Origin of the sequence: Reinekea marina, from assembly GCF_030409715.1 — a bacterium.
Lineage (GTDB): Bacteria > Pseudomonadota > Gammaproteobacteria > Pseudomonadales > Natronospirillaceae > Reinekea > Reinekea marina.
Map to the genome: position 1 here is coordinate 894,171 of NZ_JAUFQI010000001.1, position 18,909 is coordinate 913,079.

Consider the following 18,909-nt stretch of genomic DNA (forward strand, 5'->3'; position numbering starts at 1 on the left):
ATATGACGAAGCAGTCGCAATGGCTGTTACAAAATAAAGTAACTTTTTTACTGTCAAATGGCTATTTTTCGGTAATCAGCAGTATTGTCTTAGTACTGGCGTTTAGCTATGCCAAATGGGACATGGTAGTTCAAAGCACGGCCTTGAAAGCTTGGTTGGTGCTTGGTTTAATTTTAGCTGCAACTCGGTTAACTCACTTGAGAGTATTTAAAGCTCAAAAAGGTGATGTGAATTACCTGTTTTGGTTGCGAAGCTATCGGGTGTTAACCTTCTTATCAAGCTTACTTTATGTTGCTTTAGTCTATCTTTTCTTCGGAGCTGTTTCGCCAACGTTCCAAGTGGTGATCATGTTTATCGTCGTGGGTGTTACATCTGCTGCGGTTGCTACGCATGGCGTCGATCGAATGACATTCCGTTTGTTTTCTCACACCATATTGTTAAGCACAATGGTCATTTTACTTATTCAGCCCGAGCGCGACTTCAACATTATGTCTGGGTTAATGATTCTATTTGTACTGGTCGTCGAGCGTGCTTCTCAGCAAACGGCCGATACTATGTATAAGAATTTTGAATTAACCTATTCGATGAAGTATCGAGCAACGCACGACCCTTTGGTTGGCCTTTACAATCGCAGCGAGTTAGAGCATCAGTTTGAGCAGCAATTTATAACAAGCCCTCATGGCATCGCGTTATTATTTATCGATTTAGATAATTTTAAATCTCTGAACGATACCCTCGGCCATGCGGCAGGAGACGAAGCGTTAAAAACAGTCGCCAATGCCATTCGTACTCAGATACGCAGCGATGATGTTGCGGCTCGTTTAGGTGGGGATGAGTATGTCGTGTTGTTAGCGTTAGATGATGTTTCTATAGCCGAGCGTATAGCCAGTGCCATTTGTAAAGATATTGAGCAATCGTGTGATTACGATAACCGAATAAATAAAGTCACTAGCAGCATTGGACTGGCCTTTAAAGCCGATTCGGCTATTGGCTTTTCGCGTTTATTGCGCGAAGCGGATATTGCATGCTATGAAAGTAAATCACTCGGAAAAAACCGCGTCACTACACGAATTATTGAATAAATGGATCAGGCTTAGTAAACGTTGTTGCCTGATCCATTTTGCATTTATAGCTGGAACGGATAAATGTTTCCGACACCTGTAATTCGAGTTAACTCATCTAAAGCATTTCTGCTTTCAATCAACAGTTTAGGGTCGGCTAAATCCGCTTGCGTTAAACGATCTCGGTAGTATGTGTCTACCCATTCATTTAATTGCCCATAAAGCGTATCGGTTAGCAATACCCCTTGATGCATGGCTTGATACTCTTGCTCAGTCAATGCTATTCGAAGGCGCAAGCAAGCAGGACCGCCGCCATTTTGCATCGACTGCTTTAAGTCATACACTTGAATGTCGTTAATTGGATTGGTTGTCATGGCGGCCAATTTATCCAAATAGTCGGACACGGCTTTTATTTCACGACACTCACCAGGAACGACCAGTGTCATGCTGCCATCGTCTTGGCTGAGTAGTTGGCTGTTAAACAAATATGATTTAACGGCATCCGATAAACTGACTTCACTGGTCGGTACGCATACCGCTATCAGAGACGTACCTATTAACTTGTCATCCAGCTCTTTTAATACGTTGTCGGTATCGACAAAAGCCTGCTCGTGGTAAAACAGAACATTGCGATTACCTACAGCAATAACATCGTTGTGAAAAACACCTGCATCGATGGTTTCTGGACGTTGTTGAGCAAAGACCGTATTACTGTCATTCAAGCCATGTAAGCGAGCAATGGCTTGGCTGGCTTCTAGTGTTTGGCGAGCCGGGAAATCTTTTGGGGCCGGGTGCGATTCATTAAAGGCTTGCTGGCCATACACGAAAAACTCTACGCCAGGGCCACCGTATTCGGCACAAAAACGAGTATGGTTGGCCGCACCTTCGTCTCCGAATGCCGCCATCGCTGGTAATGCTGGGTGGTGTGCAAAATGATCATCGCTGTTAAAAATAGCGCTCAACATTCGCGTGGTTGTTTCATGTTCTATAGAACGATGAAACTTTGCATTTAAATTTGCCGCGGTAAAATGTACTTTACCATCGGCAGTGTCACCACTGGGAGAAATTGTGCCAGCATTCGCCGTCCACATGCACGAAGCCGAAGACACGGCGCTTAAAATAGCGGGGTTCTCTTTGGCCACTTTTTCTAAAATAGCCGCATCTGTACCGGTATAGCCTAAGCCTTTGAGCGTCCAAATTGCAGGACGTTCGTGAGGGAGCAATATACCTTGCTTAAAGCCAGCATCGGCTAAGGCTTTCATCTTTTTTAAACCTTGCTTCGCCGCCTCTTTTGGGTTTGAAGCCGCAGCCGTATTCGACTTTGAAGCAATGTTCCCGTAAGACAGCCCAGCATAGTTATGTGTTGGGCCGACTAAACCGTCTAGGTTAAGTTCAAATGATTTCATATCGTCATTCCTGGAGGCAGAGCGCCTGGTTTCGCAATGGTTTCACTTTCCATTGAAGCCACTGGATACGAGCAGTAGTCAGCAGCATAGTAAGCACTGGCACGGTGATTACCGGATGCACCAACGCCACCAAATGGAGCCGACGAACTAGCGCCAGTGATGGGCTTATTCCAATTGACAATACCGGCTCGTGATTCTTCGAAGAACCACTCGTAGCGTTCGCGGCTGTTCGTTAATATGCCGGCCGATAAGCCGTAGCGAGTATTGTTGGCGATCGCCAATGCTTGGTCAAAATCGTCAAAGCGATATACCGACAACAGTGGACCAAAATACTCAGTATCGGGCACATCTGTTGCGTTAGTTAAATCGATGATAGCCGGTGACAATAAAGCCGTACCTTCTTGAATGCGCTTCATTTCAAGCAAACTTTTACCGCCTTTGGCAATTAAGTTTGCCTGCGCAGCAAGCAGTTGGTCTGCGGCTTGTAACGAAACAACTGAGCCCATGTAAGGCTGATCTTCTTGATCGAAAGCACCAACCTTTAGTGCAGCCGTTGCGGTAATTAATTTTTCTAAAAAGGCATCCCCTTTTTCGCCAGCTGGAATTAACAATCGACGAGCACAGGTGCAACGTTGGCCAGCTGAAATAAACGCTGAAAATAATACATGGTGCAACGCGCCGTCTTCGTCGATGTCGTTGTCAACAATGAGTGGATTATTACCGCCCATTTCCAGCGCTAAAATTTTCCCTGTGTTTCCAGCGTAGTTTTTGTGGATAATTTCACCCGTGGTAGAAGAGCCTGTGAAGAATAATCCATCAATGCCGATGTGGTTGGCTAAGGCTATGCCTGTTTCGGCCGCGCCCTGCACCAAGTTGATGACACCTGCTGGTAAACCAGCTTGTTCCCATAGCTTAACCGTCTCTTGGGCCATTTTAGGCGTTTGTTCGCTAGGTTTAAATACCACTGTATTACCTGCAATAACGGCAGGAACAATATGGCCATTCGGCAAATGCCCTGGAAAGTTGTAAGGACCAAATACACCCACAACGCCATGCGGTTTATGGCGAAGTACGGCCGCGCCATCGGGCAGCTCTGTGGTTTTAGTACCCGTACGTTCGTTATAAGCATTCACCGAAATTTCTATTTTGCCGACCATCGCACCAATTTCCGTACGTGATTCCCATAACGGCTTACCCGTTTCACTGCCGATGACAAAAGCCAATCGCTCAGTATTTTCTTTTAACAGCGCGGCAAATTTGCGGCAAATTTCAATGCGCGCCTCTAAAGGTTGTTTTTTCCAAGTGGTAAAAGCCTTTCGAGCACTGGCTACAGCATTATCGACATCTTGTGCGGTAGCGCTTTGGCCTTGCCAAACCGATGCTTGCGTTACTGGGTTCAGTGAGTCAAAAGATTGGCCTTGGCCTTGTTGCCACTTACCGTCTATGTATAGGCTTGCTTCAGTCATTATTTATTCTCCGTTGGTCGCAACGAAACAGCTCGAACTTGGCTGCCTTCTTGAACGTTTAAAATGTTTGCTTGCGCCTTACTCAGTACAATGGAACCGTCACTGGCGGCCGCTTTATTAATTAATATGACACGGTAATCTTCGAACCCTCGATTACTGACTAAGAGCAAGCCATGCTTGTCGGTTAAGTCAGCTTCTGGAGCGTTTTCAGAAAGCGCGACATTAAATAGTTTGCTTTCTTTTACGGCTCGAATGTCTTTAATTTTTGCCGAAACGCTTGGTCCGGCATCAAAAATGTCGACATAGTTATTAAATTCAAACCCTTCGGACATCAGCATCGCTAAGGCAGGCTCCGTCTGGGGGTGCACTTTGCCAATGGTTTCTTGTGCGGCCTGAGAGAGCATAGGTACGTAAATTGGAAACTTGGGCATGAGTTCAGCAATAAACGCTTTGTTGCCTAAACCGGTTAAATAGTCGGCGTCAGAAAATTCCATTTGGAAGAAATGACGACCTAAACTTTCCCAAAAGGGAGAGTTGCCGTTTTCATCACTGTACCCACGCATCTCAGCGATGATGCTCTCGCCAAATAACTCTGGGAAATCCGCTAAGAACATATAGCGGCTGCGCGATAAAAGTTGCCCGTTTTGGTTACCACGGTATTCAGGCATTAAAAACAAGGTAGCAATTTCAGAGCTGCCGGTAAGGTCATTACTGAGATACAGCGTTTGCGTAACTTTATGAACACCAATGTCACTTGAAGCATGTACCGACTTACCCACATGGTAGTTGTACCAAACTTCGTCATGGCCAATCGCGGCTTCGAGCGCGCAAATACCTGCCATAGCATTGGTCTTTTCATCCATCAATGCGAATAAGTATTGGCGGTCATGCACTGGACGCGTTTTATCAAATGAGGTGAGCGAACGTTCCAACTTAGCCTGCATTTTTTGCTTGTTGTCAGGTAGGGAGGTAACACCAACACCTGAATTTTTAGCCAGTATGCATAAATTGTCCAGATCATCCGGTTGTACGGGGCGAATATACATAGTGTTAACTCCTTACAACGGTGAATAAGAAATAGAATCGCCTTCTTGCACATTAAGTGCTTCGGCAATTTCTAATGGAATGCGAATGGTTTCACCAATGCCATCGACCAGCGTGCCAATGGTGCAACGGAAATCACTCGCTGACTGGTTGCTGATTAAGTATTTTAGACCGCCGATCACGTTGGACGGCTTTGCTTTTTTACTTTTTAAGGTACGCATGGTGTATGACTGGTGTAGGTTACCCGTTAGCACTGGGCCGCCATCAAATGGATCAATGAATTTTGATTGGCTAAACCCTTCACGGTACAACAATTGGCAAGTTCGATTTGCGGCTTCGTGATTCTTAGCAATGTTGGCGCGTGCTTCGTCTGGTAATAACGGCACGTAAACCGGGTGCTGCGGAATTAGCTCAGACATAAACGTTTTAGATTTAACCGAGCAGTAGTAATCTGCTGTTAAAAAGTCTAAATCGAAAAACTTACGACCCACGGCATCCCAAAAAGCGCAGTCGCCTTTCTCATTAAATATACCCTGAATCTCAACAATGACTTCAGAATTAAATCGCTCTTGCTGAGCCGCAATATAAAGTAGCCGCGCCCGTGACAGCAGTTCGAATGCATCGGTATCTTTTAACGAAGGCGTTATCGTAAACGATTGCAGTAGTGTTTTACCGGTCAGTTCATGCGATAAAAATAAAATTGGCACACGTGAACTGATGTCTAAATGGTGAGAGGCATGCACTACTTCATCTAATCGATAGTTAAAAAATGGGTATCCACTGCCTGCGTGGGTATCAATGCCACAAGTGCCGTGCAACTCATTTGTTTCGGTATCTTCAAGTGCAAAAAGAAATGAAGCGGGTTTATCAGGGTCACCGCTGCCGCCAAACGCATCGTCTGATCGGCTGATTTTTTCTGACAGCTTATCGCGGTCTTTCGGTAAGGTTGTTACCCGGGCATCGGTTTCATTTAATAACCGCTCTATGCTAGGTAGATCGACAAAGGTCGATGGGCGAACAACTAACATAACCTGTCCTCTCAATGGTCGCTAGTGAAAACAAAGGCCGCTGAATCAGTGTGACACTCATTCGCGACCCCTTTTATAAGCTAGCTTTTCGGTTTATTGGTTAACAATTTTCTCAACAGCTTTTTCGAAGCGCGCTAAGCCTTCCTCGATATCCGCATCTGGGATGATCAAGCTTGGCGTGAATCGAATCACGTTAGGGCCTGCCACCAACATCATTAAGCCTTCTTCAAGCGCCGCGTTGACGAAATCTTTCGCTTTACCCGCTAGATCGTCGTTCAGTTCGGCACCGATCAGTAAACCCATGCCACGAATATCTTTGAAGACACCGTGCTTTTCATTAATGCCCGCTAAAGCACTTTTAATTTTTTCAGCTTTGGCTGTCACTTGGTCTAGCACGCCATCGGCTAAAACAACATCTAATACCGCTAAAGACACTGAACAAGCTAAGGGGTTGCCACCGTAAGTAGAACCGTGAGTACCAAAAGCTAAGCTGCCGGCTACTTTATCGGTACAAATCATTGCGCCAATTGGGAAGCCGCCACCTAAGGCTTTAGCCGTAGTCAGTACATCTGGCACTACGCCATAGGCTTGGTATGCGTACAGGTGACCGGTACGGCCAACACCTGTTTGAACTTCATCAAAGATCAACAAAGCGTCGTGTTCATCACACAAGGCTCTTAATCCTTCGAGGTATTCTTGAGTGGCTGGTGTAATGCCACCTTCACCTTGGATAGGCTCTACAATTACCGCGGCCGTCTTATCTGAAATTTGAGCCTTCATGGCGGCTAAGTCATTGTAAGGAACGTGACTGATACCACCTGGAGTTGGCTCGAAACCTTCTTTGTATTTCGCTTGGCCGCCAGCAGACACGGTAAACAAGGTACGCCCATGGAAAGAATTAAGCGTAGAGATAATTTCGTGCTTTTCAGGACCTGACTTTAAGAACGCATGGCGACGGCCCAGCTTTAGCGCCGCTTCATTGGCTTCTGCGCCAGAGTTGCAGAAAAATACTTTGTCGGCAAAGGTGTTATCGGTAATTTTTTGAGCCAGTTCAATAGCGGGCTCGTTCGTCATTACATTCGATAGGTGCCAAAGCTTTTGTCCTTGAGTTGTTAATGCTTCTACAAGGGCTGGATGTGCATGTCCGAGAGCACTCACTGCGATACCGCCAGCAAAGTCAACAAATTCACGACCTTCTTGGTCCCAAATGCGAGAGCCTTCGCCTTTTACTGGAATTACTTTACCGGGTACGTAGTTAGGTACCATTACGTCATCAAATTGCGCGCGAGTTACTTTAGTCATGATCGGTTCTCTTGCTGTTGTGTTTTTGAGGCATTCTTTTAAATGCTGATGCCTCTATTCTAAGAAAAAGTGCTGATTTAGCATTACGGTATGGCGACAGAACCTTATAGGCTAATGCCGCAAATGTGCGCGAATGTGCAAAGATTGGTCGCTATTTTTCAATTTGCATCTTTTGGTTCAGGCTACGATCTTCTGACGGCGTCAACCCATATTGATTACGATAAGCGGTTGAGAAGTGTGCGCCAGAGGAAAATCCACAGCTTAGACCTATGTCGGCAATACTTTCTGCACAGCTAAATAGGCGTTTTCGTGCACGTTCTAAACGAATTTGTAGATAATAGCGACTAGGTACGGCATTTAAGTGCTTTTTGAAGAGTCGCTCTAGCTGTCGCCGACTGATCTTAACGTGGTAGGCGATGTCATCGGTGGTCAGGGGTTCTTCGATGTTGTTTTCCATCAATTCAAGCGCTTCGCCCAGTTTTGGCTGTTCTGTACGTGTGCGTTCACTCAGAATCTGAGGAATGCTGTCTGTTGGCAAGCCTAAGCGTTCATTCACAAAATGTTTAGAAATGGCCTCGGCCGTTTCGGCACTGACTGTTTTTGCAATCCACATCAGCATTAAATCTAGACTCGAACTTCCGCCTCGACAGGTTAGGCGGTCACGATCAATGCAATACTGTTCATTAGCGAGCATGATCGATTTATGTTCTTTCAATAATTGCTCATAAGATATCCAGTGAACGACGCCACGAAATCCGTTCAGTAGCCCTGCTTTTGCTAACGAATAACTGCCCGAAGCCAACCCTCCAATAGCGCTGTTGGCGGCCTTATCGATTATAAAAGAGTCTAAGCCAGGAGTAGCAGGGTGGCGAGCTGGCGAGGTGCCACACACGATCCATAAATCGGCATTGGGAGCATCGGCGAGTGAATACAGTGTATCAACTCGGTTACCAAGGCTCGACACAGTTTTATTGTCGTGTAGCGCCACGGTGAATGTCTCAAACGCTGTTTCGCCCATCAGCTCATTGCACATCAATAAGGGCTCCATGGCAGAGACATAGGTCATTGAGGAATAGCCAGGTAATAAAATAAAACCTATGGATTGAGACAAAGCGCCAGCTCCTTGATTATTCGAATGTGCCCTTACGGACAATGGTTTGATTTTTCATAAGCCATTGACCCATGGCCATAACGGAGTTTATTTCAAACGAGTGAGCATCGAGCAAGAGTAAATCTGCGTCTGCACCAAGCCTTAATTGCCCCTTATGGGGTAACTTTAGCACTTTTGCCGGATTTAGGGTGACCGTTTTAAGGGCGGTCTCCAGTTCGATGTTTTCAATAAGCACGGCATCTTTCAATTCATCATGCAAAGCCGTCATGGCGCCAACTTTTAAGCTGACAAGTTCACCTTGACTGTTAAATTCCGGTAAGCTGGCATGGCCGTCGGTACTGAACGTGATTCGATTTTCATCCGCGCCGGATTGCAGCGCTTGCTTTAAAGCATGGGCACACTTAACTTCGCCGCTGGCGAGAATCTCAGGCGTTGAACTGGCGGTAAAATCAATAACGCCGCCAGCTTTATTAAACCGAATACCTTGATCTAACAAGGCGGCACTGCGATTGATATGAGTCGGATAGAACTGTTTAATAGGGATATCCGTGTGCTCGGCTACCTCAAACAGTCGGGCTAGATGATCTTCTCCAGGGCCGACATGTACTAACACGATGCCTGCTTTGTTAGAACACATGCCACCAACCCGTGCTTGCGAAGCGACACTGGCCAGCTCACGCCAAGTAATTTGGCTACCACGATGATCAGCGATGGCAATTTCACCAATGCCAATGCATTCATCAATAAGCATAATGTCTTTCTGAACAGACCCAGTGAGGGTTTTAACAGGGAAATGGTAGTTGCCCGTATAAAAGTAAGCGCTTAAACCTTCTTCTTTTAGGCTTTTTACTTTAGCGACCAGTTCTTCATGACTGCGAAAAATAGCATCAGTACCTAATGCACCAGTCACCGTTGTTACGCCACCCTTGATGGCGTGCGATAAATTCATTTCAGGAGTACGCGATGCAAAACCTCCTTCGCCACCACCACCGGTGATATGAGTGAGGCTGTCTACAAAACCCGGGCAAACCAGTTGACCCTGTGCATCAAGGGTTTCTATGGGTAGGTTGGTGTCAAGCTCTATGGCTTCGGCAATAGCACTTATGCGACCATGACTGATCAGGATATCTTGCACTCCTAATGGCTCGGGTGCATATAGGTTGGCATTACGAATCAAAATAAAAGACATCAAATACAACTTTTCAGGTGAATAGCGAAATAATAACAGCCTAACTCGTTCAGCCAAGCCAATTTAACGCCTACGACGCGATTGTATAAAGGCGCAGTGATTGCCTGATATTAGGCTTTCTGTGTCAATTGATGTTCTTTAACAATTGCTTTCAAGTCATCGGCATTAGCTCGATCACAAAACACGCCCGAAACGCCCCAAGACAACAGCTTATGCAGCGTGACGGTGTCATTCACGGTATAGCAATATAATGGCATTGCTTCAGAGAGTGTTAACGCCAGCTCTTGGCTGAGATGACTTTGATCGCAATGCAATGACGCAGCCTTTAAAGTCGACGTAATTTCAAGGGCATTGCTAGGCACCTTTTCAAATAATACGCCTATGTTAATAACATCGGATAATGAGCGCAGGTGCGAAAGCGCAGGAATCGAAAAGCTGCTGATTAATATCCGATCGAACATCTCTGTATAGCTCTGCAGTTCTGCCCATATCAAATCGACTTGGCGCTGAGTGTCTAGATCTGGGTTGATCTTAATTTCTAAATTTAAGCCTACGCCGGTTTTGCGTACTAAAGCGAGCATGTCTTCGCAAAATAGTAAGGGCTCACCCGCGAATTCATCACTGAACCAGCGGCCAGCATCTATTTTTTTTAGGGCGTCTTTGTTTAATTTGGCCAGCTTAATGTCGGGTTGTTTGAACAGTCGGCAATCGGGATCATGCATCATAACCAGCGATTCATCACCCGCCATTGTCACGTCTAGTTCTATCCACTCGATGCCATTGTCGACCGCGCTCTGAATACTAGCTGCGGTGTTTTCTGGGGCTAACGAGGGTAGCCCGCGATGTCCGATAAGTGCCGGCAGAGGCGCTAAGTTCATAGGGTTTCCTTTTCTATTTTAACGGAGTCCAGTGGTTGTTAGTCAGTGACGTTAAGACGTGATCGCACCATACGCCATCAACCATTAAATAATTTTTAGCGATGCCTTCTTTTTCAAAGCCAAGCTTTTCTAAAACACGCGCACTGGCTAAATTGTGAGGCTGATAATTCGCCATTAAACGATGCAAGTGTAAATGGTTAAATGCGTAATCGATAGTGGCTTTCAATGCTTCGGTCATGAAACCTTGGCGTTGTAAGTTCTCAGCTAAATTATAACCAATATAAGCGGCTTGAAATGCGCCACGGACAATATTTGAAACGCCAATGGTGCCAATAACCTTGTGTTGCTGTATGAGCATTAAGCGCAGTTCTGTGCCTTGTAACGTGTTGTGTTTCCAAGAGGCTAACATATCTGAAATTTGCGCGGGCGAGGTTCTAGCCGGACCGCCACTGTTACGTAAATGCTCGGCTTCGTTCAGGTAGTATTGAATGATCGTTGCTTCATCGACACGATCAAAAGATTCTAACTGTAAGCGTGGCGTCGTTAAAACAGTAGACATTTCAGTAACCTAACCTATAAAGTAAATCCGTTAGTCTACACTGTCTAAAACAATAAAGTGGAGTAAAGAATATGATCGAGTTAGCAAATGTCAGTATCTGGGTAATTGTCATTGCCGCCGTCATTCAAATGGCAGGTGGAGCAATGTGGTACGGACCCTTGTTTGGGAAGGCTTGGATGAAAGGCATGGGGATTGACCCTAACGACAAAGAGTTAATGGCGGAAATGCAAAAAAGCGCAGGCCCTGCTTATGGCGCGTCTTTAGTATTTGCGATTATTTTTGGTTACGCCATCGACTTATTATTTAACCACATACCTATTGCATCACTTACGATTGCAATTTTCTGGACACTGCTTTTATATGTCGCTTTTACCTTTGCTAATACCATTAAAGGTGTTTTGTGGGGTGAAATTAGTAAATCCGTTTTCATCATCAATACGGGTTTTGAGGTCGTGTTTTTCCTAATCGTGGGCGTTTGTGCTTACCTGATGTAAGAGTCATTACAAGCTATAGTGCAGCGCAATGCTCACTATAGCCGCACGTGATAGGAAAAAGATCTAAAACTGTGGCATGTTAGAGTATTCAAACCAAGAGGAATGCGACATGTGGTGTACTCCGGATTTATGTGATGAAAACCCTAACGATGTATTCGTGTTACCGCCGATGTTTCAATCTTTCGGCGGTAAAAAGGCGTTTTGCGGCAAGGTGGTTACCGTAAAGTGCTTTGAAGATAATTCCCGAGTAAAAGAGTTAGCAGCAACCGATGGTCAAGGCTGCGTTATGGTCGTTGATGGCGGCGGGTCGACTCGAGCAGCACTCATAGGTGATTTGATTGCCGAAAATGCCGTTAAGAATGGCTGGCAGGGCATTATTATTAATGGTTGCTGCCGAGATGTGCACGAGTTAAAAACGATGAATTTTGGGGTGTTTGCAATAGCTACTTTCCCCGTTAAATCAACCCGCAAAGGGGCTGGAGAAATAAACACAGACATTGACATAGCTGGCGTCAAAATTAGCAGCTCAATGTGGGTGTATGCTGATGAAACGGGTGTGGTCGTGGCAAATAAGAATTTATTAAACGCTTAACTATGTTTGGCGTTGCGCTATGACAACGCCGGTTATTATGAACCCTAAGCCCAAAAAGCTTTGTAGTTGAAGCGGTTCCTTCAAAATTGCCGAAATTAAAAACAAACTGATAAAAGGAGAGATAAATATCAGTGTACCAATGCGCGCACTGTTGTTGGTATGTTTTAATGCCAGCTGCCAAAACACAAACGCTAAACCCATTTCAAATAGCCCCACATAGGCGATGGCGGTTAGCCCTTGCCAATGCCATTGCATTTCAATAGTCGGCCAAAACAATATCAGCAAACTGAGAACAGGTAAGCTGATTAAAAAGTTGTGAAACAAAGCGATGATAGGGTCTTTTTTCGATTTAGTATTCAATAACCAATAGCCAGCCCAAAGCAGAGTAGACAATAATGCTAAGGCCAAACCAATGGGGTCTAAATGGCCGGTCACGTTTTTGCCTGCCATAGAAATAATCACTACGCCGGCGTATCCTAGCACCAGTCCCAGTAAATCCCGACGATTCAATCTATGCCCTAAAATGGGCACGCTGAGTAAGGACAGGGTGATCGCCCAAGTATAATTGACAGGCTGGGCAACTTGCGCCGGCAGCCGATCATAGGCTTCAAATAAAATTAAGTAGTAGAAAACTGGATTAATGAGCCCTAGTAAAAAGGTATTAAGATTGAGCTGGGCTAATTGCTTTAACGCCAGTGACAGTTTGCCCTGACATTGCAAAATAACCGCCAAAACAATCACTGAAACCAGCGCTGCACCGAACAGTAAAATAATGGGTGGAACATAATTTAATGCAATCTTGAAGGCCGACGCAACGGTGGACCAAAGCAAAACAGCCGTTAACCCGAAGGCAACGGCTTTTGATTCTGACGGTAAATTTTTTAACATTGTCTAAAATAAAACTTCCACAAACCAACCGCCAGAAAGCTTATCGACATTGGCGGTATTGTCCAGCCATTTCCAAGTAAGCATCCAGCCTAAATTTATGCCTTTCGAGTTGGTTTTTAGGTTCACGGTCGTTTGTACATAATCTTCAGAAGTGAAGGTTCTATCGGTACAGTTGCTGCACTGGTTCGTTAGAGCAGCGGTATAGGGTTGCGCATCTACATAGTAAATATGATTTTCTAAAGCAAAATCTCCGTGCTTCCATAAACGCACTCCCATGCCGACGCCCGTAGTTTGGTAGCTGAGGCTGCTGTTTGTCACTTCGCCACTCAGTTTGCCTATGCCGACAGTGTCTTCACCAGAGAAGGCGACAAATCCAAGACGGTTATCGGCCCAAACGCCGATGCCAAAACGCCCACTGCTGATAGCGGTGGTATCGAAATCGGCGGCATCGTTACCATCCCAAGTATAAGAAAGGCTGACATCAAATTTAGAGTCTGGTTTCTTGGGCGTATCTAGTGGCTCTTTTGGGGGGTTGGGCTGTTCGTTTGAAGTGGGTGGTGCCGAATGGCTCCTTATAACATTGACATCGGAAGTTTGATTGGCTGCAACAATATCAAAATAGAAGTTGCCATCTGCTGTAGTGGTATAGCGACCATCTTGATATTGATCACGTTGACGCCCTTCAAAATCGACATAGATGGCACGTATATCAGATAAATTGCCATGTGACTGCCCAAGTTGAGACATTAGATCGCGTCGAGCTTGGTCGGCTAGGCGGTTCCAGCAGGTTCGAGCTCGGGCTTCATCGATGCATTGTGCGCTGTATTGTGCAGAGATGAATTGCTCGGTACCGATAAGTTGATGAACCGGCGCCACTTCAAGGCTTTGCCAAACTGAGGTGACTTCGCAAATGGTCGTATTGGCGTCGCGTTTACGGCGGCTTTGCGTTTGTTCGATCAATTCCAGCTGTAAATTTGGTTGCTCAAAAAAAACCGATTCTTCAAACTGTAAATAAGCTTCTTCTCGAGCTTGGTTAAACGCCTGAGCACAAGCCGCGTCCGGCAAGTTTCCTTCGCTGCTGGCTTTTACGGTCGTTGTAAATGTAGAGTCTTGCGCAAAGAGCGCACCTGACTGACTCGTTAAAAGTACAGTAATAGCCGCATTAATGGATATAAGAGTGAGTCGGTTAACCATATTTTCGTCCTAGAAAAGCGTAATGTCACTAGATTATCAAAGAAACCTGAACCTAAGCTGAGTGCCGAAAGTCCTTTCTTCCCAATAATGGCTCATTATAAGCAAAGATTATCGATTCTTTCTAAGGTTGATCTAACATTGATGCCTATGATTGTGAGGTAGGTCGCTTTTAGTGGCAAATAAGCACCCGCTGGAGTTTTTAAAAATTGGTCTATACTCCGAAAAAGCCATCATTTTTTGGCTACTAATAAACTTATGACTCAAGAGTTTTGGCGCGCGAACGATACAGTCATAGCGCCCACCCGAAAAAGGCTTTCGCAACATGAATCCAGTTAAATTGTATATCCGATTTTTCACACCCGTTGAGCAGCGTAATAGCGAAGACGGCCATATTGTGAATACATTGCTTTTATTTTATTGCTTTTGTGGTTGGATAATTGGCCTATACAGCTTTTTAAAATGGGGCAAAATTGGCGTGTCTGGCTTGGTTGTGACGTCTATTGCAACCTTAATAGGGGCGTTAGTTGCCAGTGTGATGGTGAAGATGCGAATTAACGCTCAATTCGCGATTCATGCCTTGGTAGGCGGCGTCAGTATTCATGTGTTTAATCTTATATACTCTACCGGTGGCCTTAGCTCGCCGCACATATTGTGGCTTGTGACCATAATGGTTGTTATTTACTTAGTCGGAAACTCAAAAAACAGCTTCGGTTGGTCGAGCCTGAATTTTCTATTTTTATGCTATCTGCAATACGCAGCGCTTAATGGCATTGATTTACACGCCGTGACAATGGAAGAAAAAGCCATGCGTACTGAGATTATCAGTGGCTATTTATTGCCTATTATCATTGCTTGGGTGGCGCAAGGCTATAACTTGTTTTTACGGACGCAATCGATTCAAACCGCGAAAGAGGCTCAACGTGAAATTGAAGATGCCAGCCATGCACTGGAGGCTAATGCGCAGTCAATGAGTAATATTTTAGAGCGCACGGCACAAAGTGTTCGGCAGCTAACCGCAGGTGCCTCAAACTTAAAAAAGCTACAGCAAGCGGTTTCAGAGCAATCGAAAATGATCGAAGAAAAGGCGCACCTGTTAGCAAATTCATCGGCTCACATCAGTGAAGGCATGAGCCAAATGACGGGCTCTCTCGACACTGAGCAAGCCCTAGTGAATACCATTCGTAAAGATTCTTCCTCGGTTAAGCAGCTGACGGAAGAAAGCGGGCAAACCACGCACGACGTAGTTACCGCCATTGAAGAGATTAAGAAAAATAACGATGCTATTGATGCTGCAACGCGAATGATTAATGATATAGCGGCTCAAACCAATTTGCTCGCACTCAATGCCGCAATTGAGGCCGCAAGAGCGGGAGAGGCTGGGCGCGGGTTTGCGGTTGTAGCAGATGAAGTTCGAAGCTTGTCTCATCGCTCAAATATGTCAGCCGACGAAATCCAAGAATTGCTTAAAAAGAGTTCTGCCGGTGTAGACAGAGGCGTGAGTACGTCGGCCAACGCTCGTGATAAATTAAAATTAGTCAGCGAACAAATCGGCGCGATAGATGATGCCATTCAAGGTCTTTCAGAGCAGGTTACTTTGCAAAACGGAGAAGTGCTGAGCATGGCAAGAGCGGCTCACGATTTGGTTGAAATCAGTGACGACCAATCTCGCTTTGCGACTGAGCTGGCCTCGAGTCAATCCTTGTTGTCTGAGCAAGTTCAAGAGTTGCAATCAATCGCTCAAGAGCTGTCACAGTTGTCTAACTAAGTTAAACGCATTACCAACCCGCTCAGCTCGGTGCAGATATTTGCCGAGCTAAGTAGCTCGCGTAATTATCCGTCATCCCTGCGATGGTATCGACCATGCGCTGATAAATTTCGTATTGGCTCATGTTATCTGTTGGGGCTTCCCCCCCCATTAAATCAAAGACGCGCTTAGTTCGGTAAGTTAAAGCCGAGCGGTCTCGTTTTTGATGGAACTCAAATCCTGCCCCAATATAAGTTTCTAGCAAGGTTGATAAAACCGCGTAGGCACCAATTTCGGTTTCGGTTTTTTGAACATCCATAAACACTTTATTGATGGCTAAGTTCTTCGCTCTTTTGATGCCCTCTCTAATAGTGTCGGGGCAGGCTGAAATTAAATCGCCCTTAAAAGTACCACTTAAGATTTCATCCATATGTTTAACAAAGGTTTCCACGACCGCATCCACAATGCAGCCAATAGTAGCGCTTCTTAAAGCGGACAATTGGCGTCCTGAAGATACGTTGAGGCTGTCTTCAAAATTAAGCGATTGAGTACCTTGGATCGCTTGAAAAATATCACGTACTTCGGCAAATTCGATAATTTGCAATTCAACGGCGTCTTCTAAATCTATTAATGCGTAGCAAATATCGTCGGAAGCCTCCATTAAATAACTTAACGGATGTCGAGCGAATTTATTTCCTTCTAACGCGACCAATCCTAATTTATTGGCTAATTCTTGCAGAATGCGATGTTCGCTTTGAAAACAACTGAACTTGCCTTTTTTGCCCGACTCGCTAGCAGGCCAAGGATACTTTAACGAAGCGCCCAAGGTTGGGTAAGTGAGCCTTAGCCCGCCATTGTTTAAATGATATTCCACCTGACTTAAAATTCTAAAGCCTTGGGCGTTGCCTTCGAATTGCTGTAAATCGAGCTTTTGCAGATCGGTTAGACCCGATAAATAGGCGCTGTTGTCAGGCCTTTTAAACCAATCTTGAATGGCGTATTCGCCTGCATGGCCAAAGGGTGGGTTGCCAATGTCATGCGCTAAGCAAGCGGCCTGAACTATTATGCCAAGATCATCTGGCGCAATCCATTCGGGCAGATCGTTCTTTATTTCTTCGGCCACCCGAATGCCTAAACTGCGGCCTACACTGCCTACTTCCATAGAGTGGATTAAACGGTTATGAATATGGTCGTATTTTGCCAAAGGGTGCACCTGGGTTTTGCCGCCCAGCTTGCGAAAGGCACCTGAAAATACAATGCGATCGTGATCTTTATGGAAGTGGCTGCGACCAAACTCATCTTTCGACAATGCTTTATGCCCATGGCGTTCAGTTGTAAGTAGTTTGTGCCATTCCATTTTAGTCATCGTATAAACCCATTCATCGAGAGGTGTTAGATCATAAAAGGTTAAAGGCACTAGGTAAAATCTAATGTGGCTGGTGGGCGGTTATTTTAGCTAACTCACGAGCTTTGCAGATTCAAGCGGTTGTAGTTAACTTGTTTTCTGTATGAATAACCAGTATAAATGCCTGAAAACATGACAGGTCGATGAAGCTAACGTGGCAAAAGTAAAAACTCAATTTGTATGTACAGAATGCGGGGCCGATTCCAGTAAATGGCAAGGTCAATGTGGCGAATGTAAGGCATGGAACACGCTAAAAGAATTTCGCGAGTCTAAAACACCTGCCGGCCGTCCTAATTTCAATCAAGATGAGCGTTTCCAAGGCTATGCGGGGGCGAAATCAAACATTCAGACCTTGTCTGAAGTGAGCTTAGATGAGCAATCGCGCATTGTTACCGGTTTTGGGGAGTTTGATCGCGTTTTAGGCGGTGGCTTGGTAAATGGCAGTGCGGTTCTCATTGGTGGGCACCCAGGCGCGGGTAAAAGTACGTTGTTGTTGCAAACTTTGTGTCACTTAGCGAAGCAGTTGCCAGTGCTGTATGTCACTGGCGAAGAGTCGGCCCAGCAAATCGCCTTACGTGCGCAGCGGCTTAATTTACCGCGCGATGACATAAAAATTCTGTCAGAAACTAACGTCGAAAATATAACCGAAACCGCCAAATCTATCGGACCTAAGATATTAGTCATTGATTCCATCCAGGTAATGCATGCCCCTGGCGTTGAATCGGCACCAGGAAGTGTGTCTCAAGTGCGTGAATCTGCGGCCTGGCTTACTCGTTTTGCGAAGCAAACGGGAACCATATTAATTTTGGTCGGGCATGTGACTAAAGATGGTTCTTTAGCGGGTCCGAAGGTATTGGAGCATATGATTGATGCATCGGTGATGCTAGAAAGCTCTGGCGATTCACGTTTTCGCACATTGAGAGCCATAAAAAACCGTTTTGGCGCAGTAAATGAGTTGGGCGTATTTGCCATGCTCGATGTCGGGCTGAAAGAGGTGAAAAACCCCAGCTCGATTTTTTTGAATCGAAGTGATGAAGCCTCGAGTGGCAGCATTGTAACCGTAGTTTGGGAAGGCACAAGACCCATGCTGATTGAGTTTCAAGCGCTAGTCGATGGTACGAGTATGGGGCACCCGCGCCGAGTTGCCGTGGGTTTAGACGCAAATAGGTTGAACATGATGTTGGCGATTTTAAATCGTCATGGTGGAGTCTTTACGGGCGACCAAGACGTTTTTATCAATGTGGTCGGGGGAGTTCGAGTGAATGAAACGGCCGCCGATTTAGCCAGTATCTTATCAATTCTTTCCAGTTTGAAAGATCGGCCATTGCCTAATGATTGGGTCGTTTTCGGTGAGTTAGGATTAAATGGAGAAGTGCGGCCGGTTCCAAATGGTCAAGAGCGTATCGTTGAGGCCGCGAAACACGGATTTAATCGAGCGATCGTTCCAATTGGGAATAAGCCGAAAAAAGCCATCGAAAATATTGAAGTGATTGGCGTTAAGACGCTTGATGAAGCCTTACAACTTTTAAGAGATGCCTGAATAAGCCC

At 45.4% G+C, this 18,909-nt stretch carries 18 protein-coding genes; 5 read left to right on the plus strand and 13 right to left on the minus strand.

Annotation, left to right across the window (positions count from 1 at the left end; genetic code table 11):
• Nucleotides 1-2: 2 nt before the first annotated feature.
• Nucleotides 3-1,082: a GGDEF domain-containing protein gene (locus QWZ13_RS04695; protein ID WP_216000319.1), complete on the plus strand. Its 1,080-nt coding sequence runs from the start codon at nucleotides 3-5 to the stop codon at nucleotides 1,080-1,082.
• 44 nt (nucleotides 1,083-1,126) lie between these two features.
• On the opposite strand, the gene astB is transcribed toward QWZ13_RS04695, so the two are convergent.
• The 9 genes from astB to QWZ13_RS04740 form a co-directional block, all read right to left on the minus strand.
• A complete protein-coding gene (astB, locus tag QWZ13_RS04700; protein WP_290280749.1) occupies nucleotides 1,127-2,467 on the minus strand; it encodes an N-succinylarginine dihydrolase in 1,341 nt (446 codons plus the stop codon).
• Nucleotides 2,464-3,933 (minus strand): succinylglutamate-semialdehyde dehydrogenase, encoded by a 1,470-nt coding sequence (gene astD / locus QWZ13_RS04705; protein ID WP_290280750.1) that lies wholly within the window; start codon nucleotides 3,931-3,933, stop codon nucleotides 2,464-2,466. The genes astB and astD overlap by 4 nt, the downstream gene beginning before the upstream one ends.
• Nucleotides 3,933-4,979: an arginine N-succinyltransferase gene (gene astA, locus QWZ13_RS04710; RefSeq protein WP_290280751.1), complete on the minus strand. Its 1,047-nt coding sequence runs from the start codon at nucleotides 4,977-4,979 to the stop codon at nucleotides 3,933-3,935. Before astA ends, astD begins: the two co-directional genes overlap by 1 nt.
• Before the next feature lie 12 nt (nucleotides 4,980-4,991).
• The gene (locus QWZ13_RS04715) at nucleotides 4,992-6,005 is read right to left on the minus strand and encodes an arginine N-succinyltransferase (RefSeq protein WP_216000315.1); all 1,014 of its coding nucleotides are present in this window, start codon (nucleotides 6,003-6,005) and stop codon (nucleotides 4,992-4,994) included.
• A 93-nt stretch (nucleotides 6,006-6,098) separates the two neighbouring features.
• Complete coding sequence (locus tag QWZ13_RS04720; RefSeq protein ID WP_290280752.1) at nucleotides 6,099-7,307, minus strand: aspartate aminotransferase family protein; 1,209 nt, start codon at nucleotides 7,305-7,307, stop codon at nucleotides 6,099-6,101.
• A gap of 151 nt (nucleotides 7,308-7,458) precedes the next feature.
• A complete protein-coding gene (locus QWZ13_RS04725) occupies nucleotides 7,459-8,460 on the minus strand; it encodes a GlxA family transcriptional regulator (RefSeq protein WP_290280753.1) in 1,002 nt (333 codons plus the stop codon).
• A complete protein-coding gene (iadA, locus tag QWZ13_RS04730; protein WP_290280754.1) occupies nucleotides 8,435-9,664 on the minus strand; it encodes a beta-aspartyl-peptidase in 1,230 nt (409 codons plus the stop codon). The genes QWZ13_RS04725 and iadA overlap by 26 nt, the downstream gene beginning before the upstream one ends.
• 53 nt (nucleotides 9,665-9,717) lie before the next feature.
• Entirely contained in the window at nucleotides 9,718-10,485 is a 768-nt protein-coding gene (locus QWZ13_RS04735) for a glycerophosphodiester phosphodiesterase family protein (RefSeq protein ID WP_290280755.1), read from the minus strand.
• 13 nt (nucleotides 10,486-10,498) lie between these two features.
• Nucleotides 10,499-11,044 carry a GNAT family N-acetyltransferase gene (locus QWZ13_RS04740; protein ID WP_290280756.1) on the minus strand — a complete coding sequence of 182 codons (546 nt, stop codon included), beginning with the start codon at nucleotides 11,042-11,044 and terminating at the stop codon, nucleotides 10,499-10,501.
• Nucleotides 11,045-11,115: 71 nt separating this feature from the next.
• Here QWZ13_RS04740 and QWZ13_RS04745 point away from each other — a divergent pair, with 71 nt between their 5' ends.
• Together QWZ13_RS04745 and rraA are read left to right on the plus strand one after the other, a co-directional pair.
• Nucleotides 11,116-11,538, plus strand: coding sequence for a DUF1761 domain-containing protein (locus QWZ13_RS04745; protein WP_290280757.1), 423 nt, complete (start codon nucleotides 11,116-11,118; stop codon nucleotides 11,536-11,538).
• 76 nt (nucleotides 11,539-11,614) lie between these two features.
• Nucleotides 11,615-12,130, plus strand: a complete 516-nt coding sequence (rraA, locus tag QWZ13_RS04750; RefSeq protein WP_290280759.1) for a ribonuclease E activity regulator RraA — start codon at nucleotides 11,615-11,617, stop codon at nucleotides 12,128-12,130.
• Here the strand turns inward: rraA and QWZ13_RS04755 are convergent, their stop codons facing one another.
• From QWZ13_RS04755 to QWZ13_RS04765, 3 genes are all read right to left on the minus strand, one after another.
• Nucleotides 12,131-13,018 carry a DMT family transporter gene (locus QWZ13_RS04755; protein ID WP_290280760.1) on the minus strand — a complete coding sequence of 296 codons (888 nt, stop codon included), beginning with the start codon at nucleotides 13,016-13,018 and terminating at the stop codon, nucleotides 12,131-12,133.
• A gap of 3 nt (nucleotides 13,019-13,021) precedes the next feature.
• Nucleotides 13,022-14,212 carry a hypothetical protein gene (locus QWZ13_RS04760; RefSeq protein ID WP_290280761.1) on the minus strand — a complete coding sequence of 397 codons (1,191 nt, stop codon included), beginning with the start codon at nucleotides 14,210-14,212 and terminating at the stop codon, nucleotides 13,022-13,024.
• Between the two features lie 132 nt (nucleotides 14,213-14,344).
• The gene (locus QWZ13_RS04765; RefSeq protein WP_290280762.1) at nucleotides 14,345-14,536 is read right to left on the minus strand and encodes a hypothetical protein; all 192 of its coding nucleotides are present in this window, start codon (nucleotides 14,534-14,536) and stop codon (nucleotides 14,345-14,347) included.
• Between QWZ13_RS04765 and QWZ13_RS04770 the strand changes: the two genes are divergently transcribed.
• Nucleotides 14,535-15,977, plus strand: coding sequence for a methyl-accepting chemotaxis protein (locus QWZ13_RS04770; RefSeq protein ID WP_290280763.1), 1,443 nt, complete (start codon nucleotides 14,535-14,537; stop codon nucleotides 15,975-15,977). The genes QWZ13_RS04765 and QWZ13_RS04770 overlap by 2 nt on opposite strands.
• Nucleotides 15,978-15,999: 22 nt before the next feature.
• Here the strand turns inward: QWZ13_RS04770 and QWZ13_RS04775 are convergent, their stop codons facing one another.
• On the minus strand, nucleotides 16,000-17,373 hold the full coding sequence (locus QWZ13_RS04775) for a deoxyguanosinetriphosphate triphosphohydrolase (RefSeq protein ID WP_353958969.1): 1,374 nt from the start codon (nucleotides 17,371-17,373) through the stop codon (nucleotides 16,000-16,002).
• Between the two features lie 142 nt (nucleotides 17,374-17,515).
• On the opposite strand from QWZ13_RS04775, the gene radA reads away from it, so the two are divergent.
• Complete coding sequence (gene radA, locus QWZ13_RS04780; protein ID WP_216000303.1) at nucleotides 17,516-18,901, plus strand: DNA repair protein RadA; 1,386 nt, start codon at nucleotides 17,516-17,518, stop codon at nucleotides 18,899-18,901.
• Nucleotides 18,902-18,909: the final 8 nt, after the last annotated feature.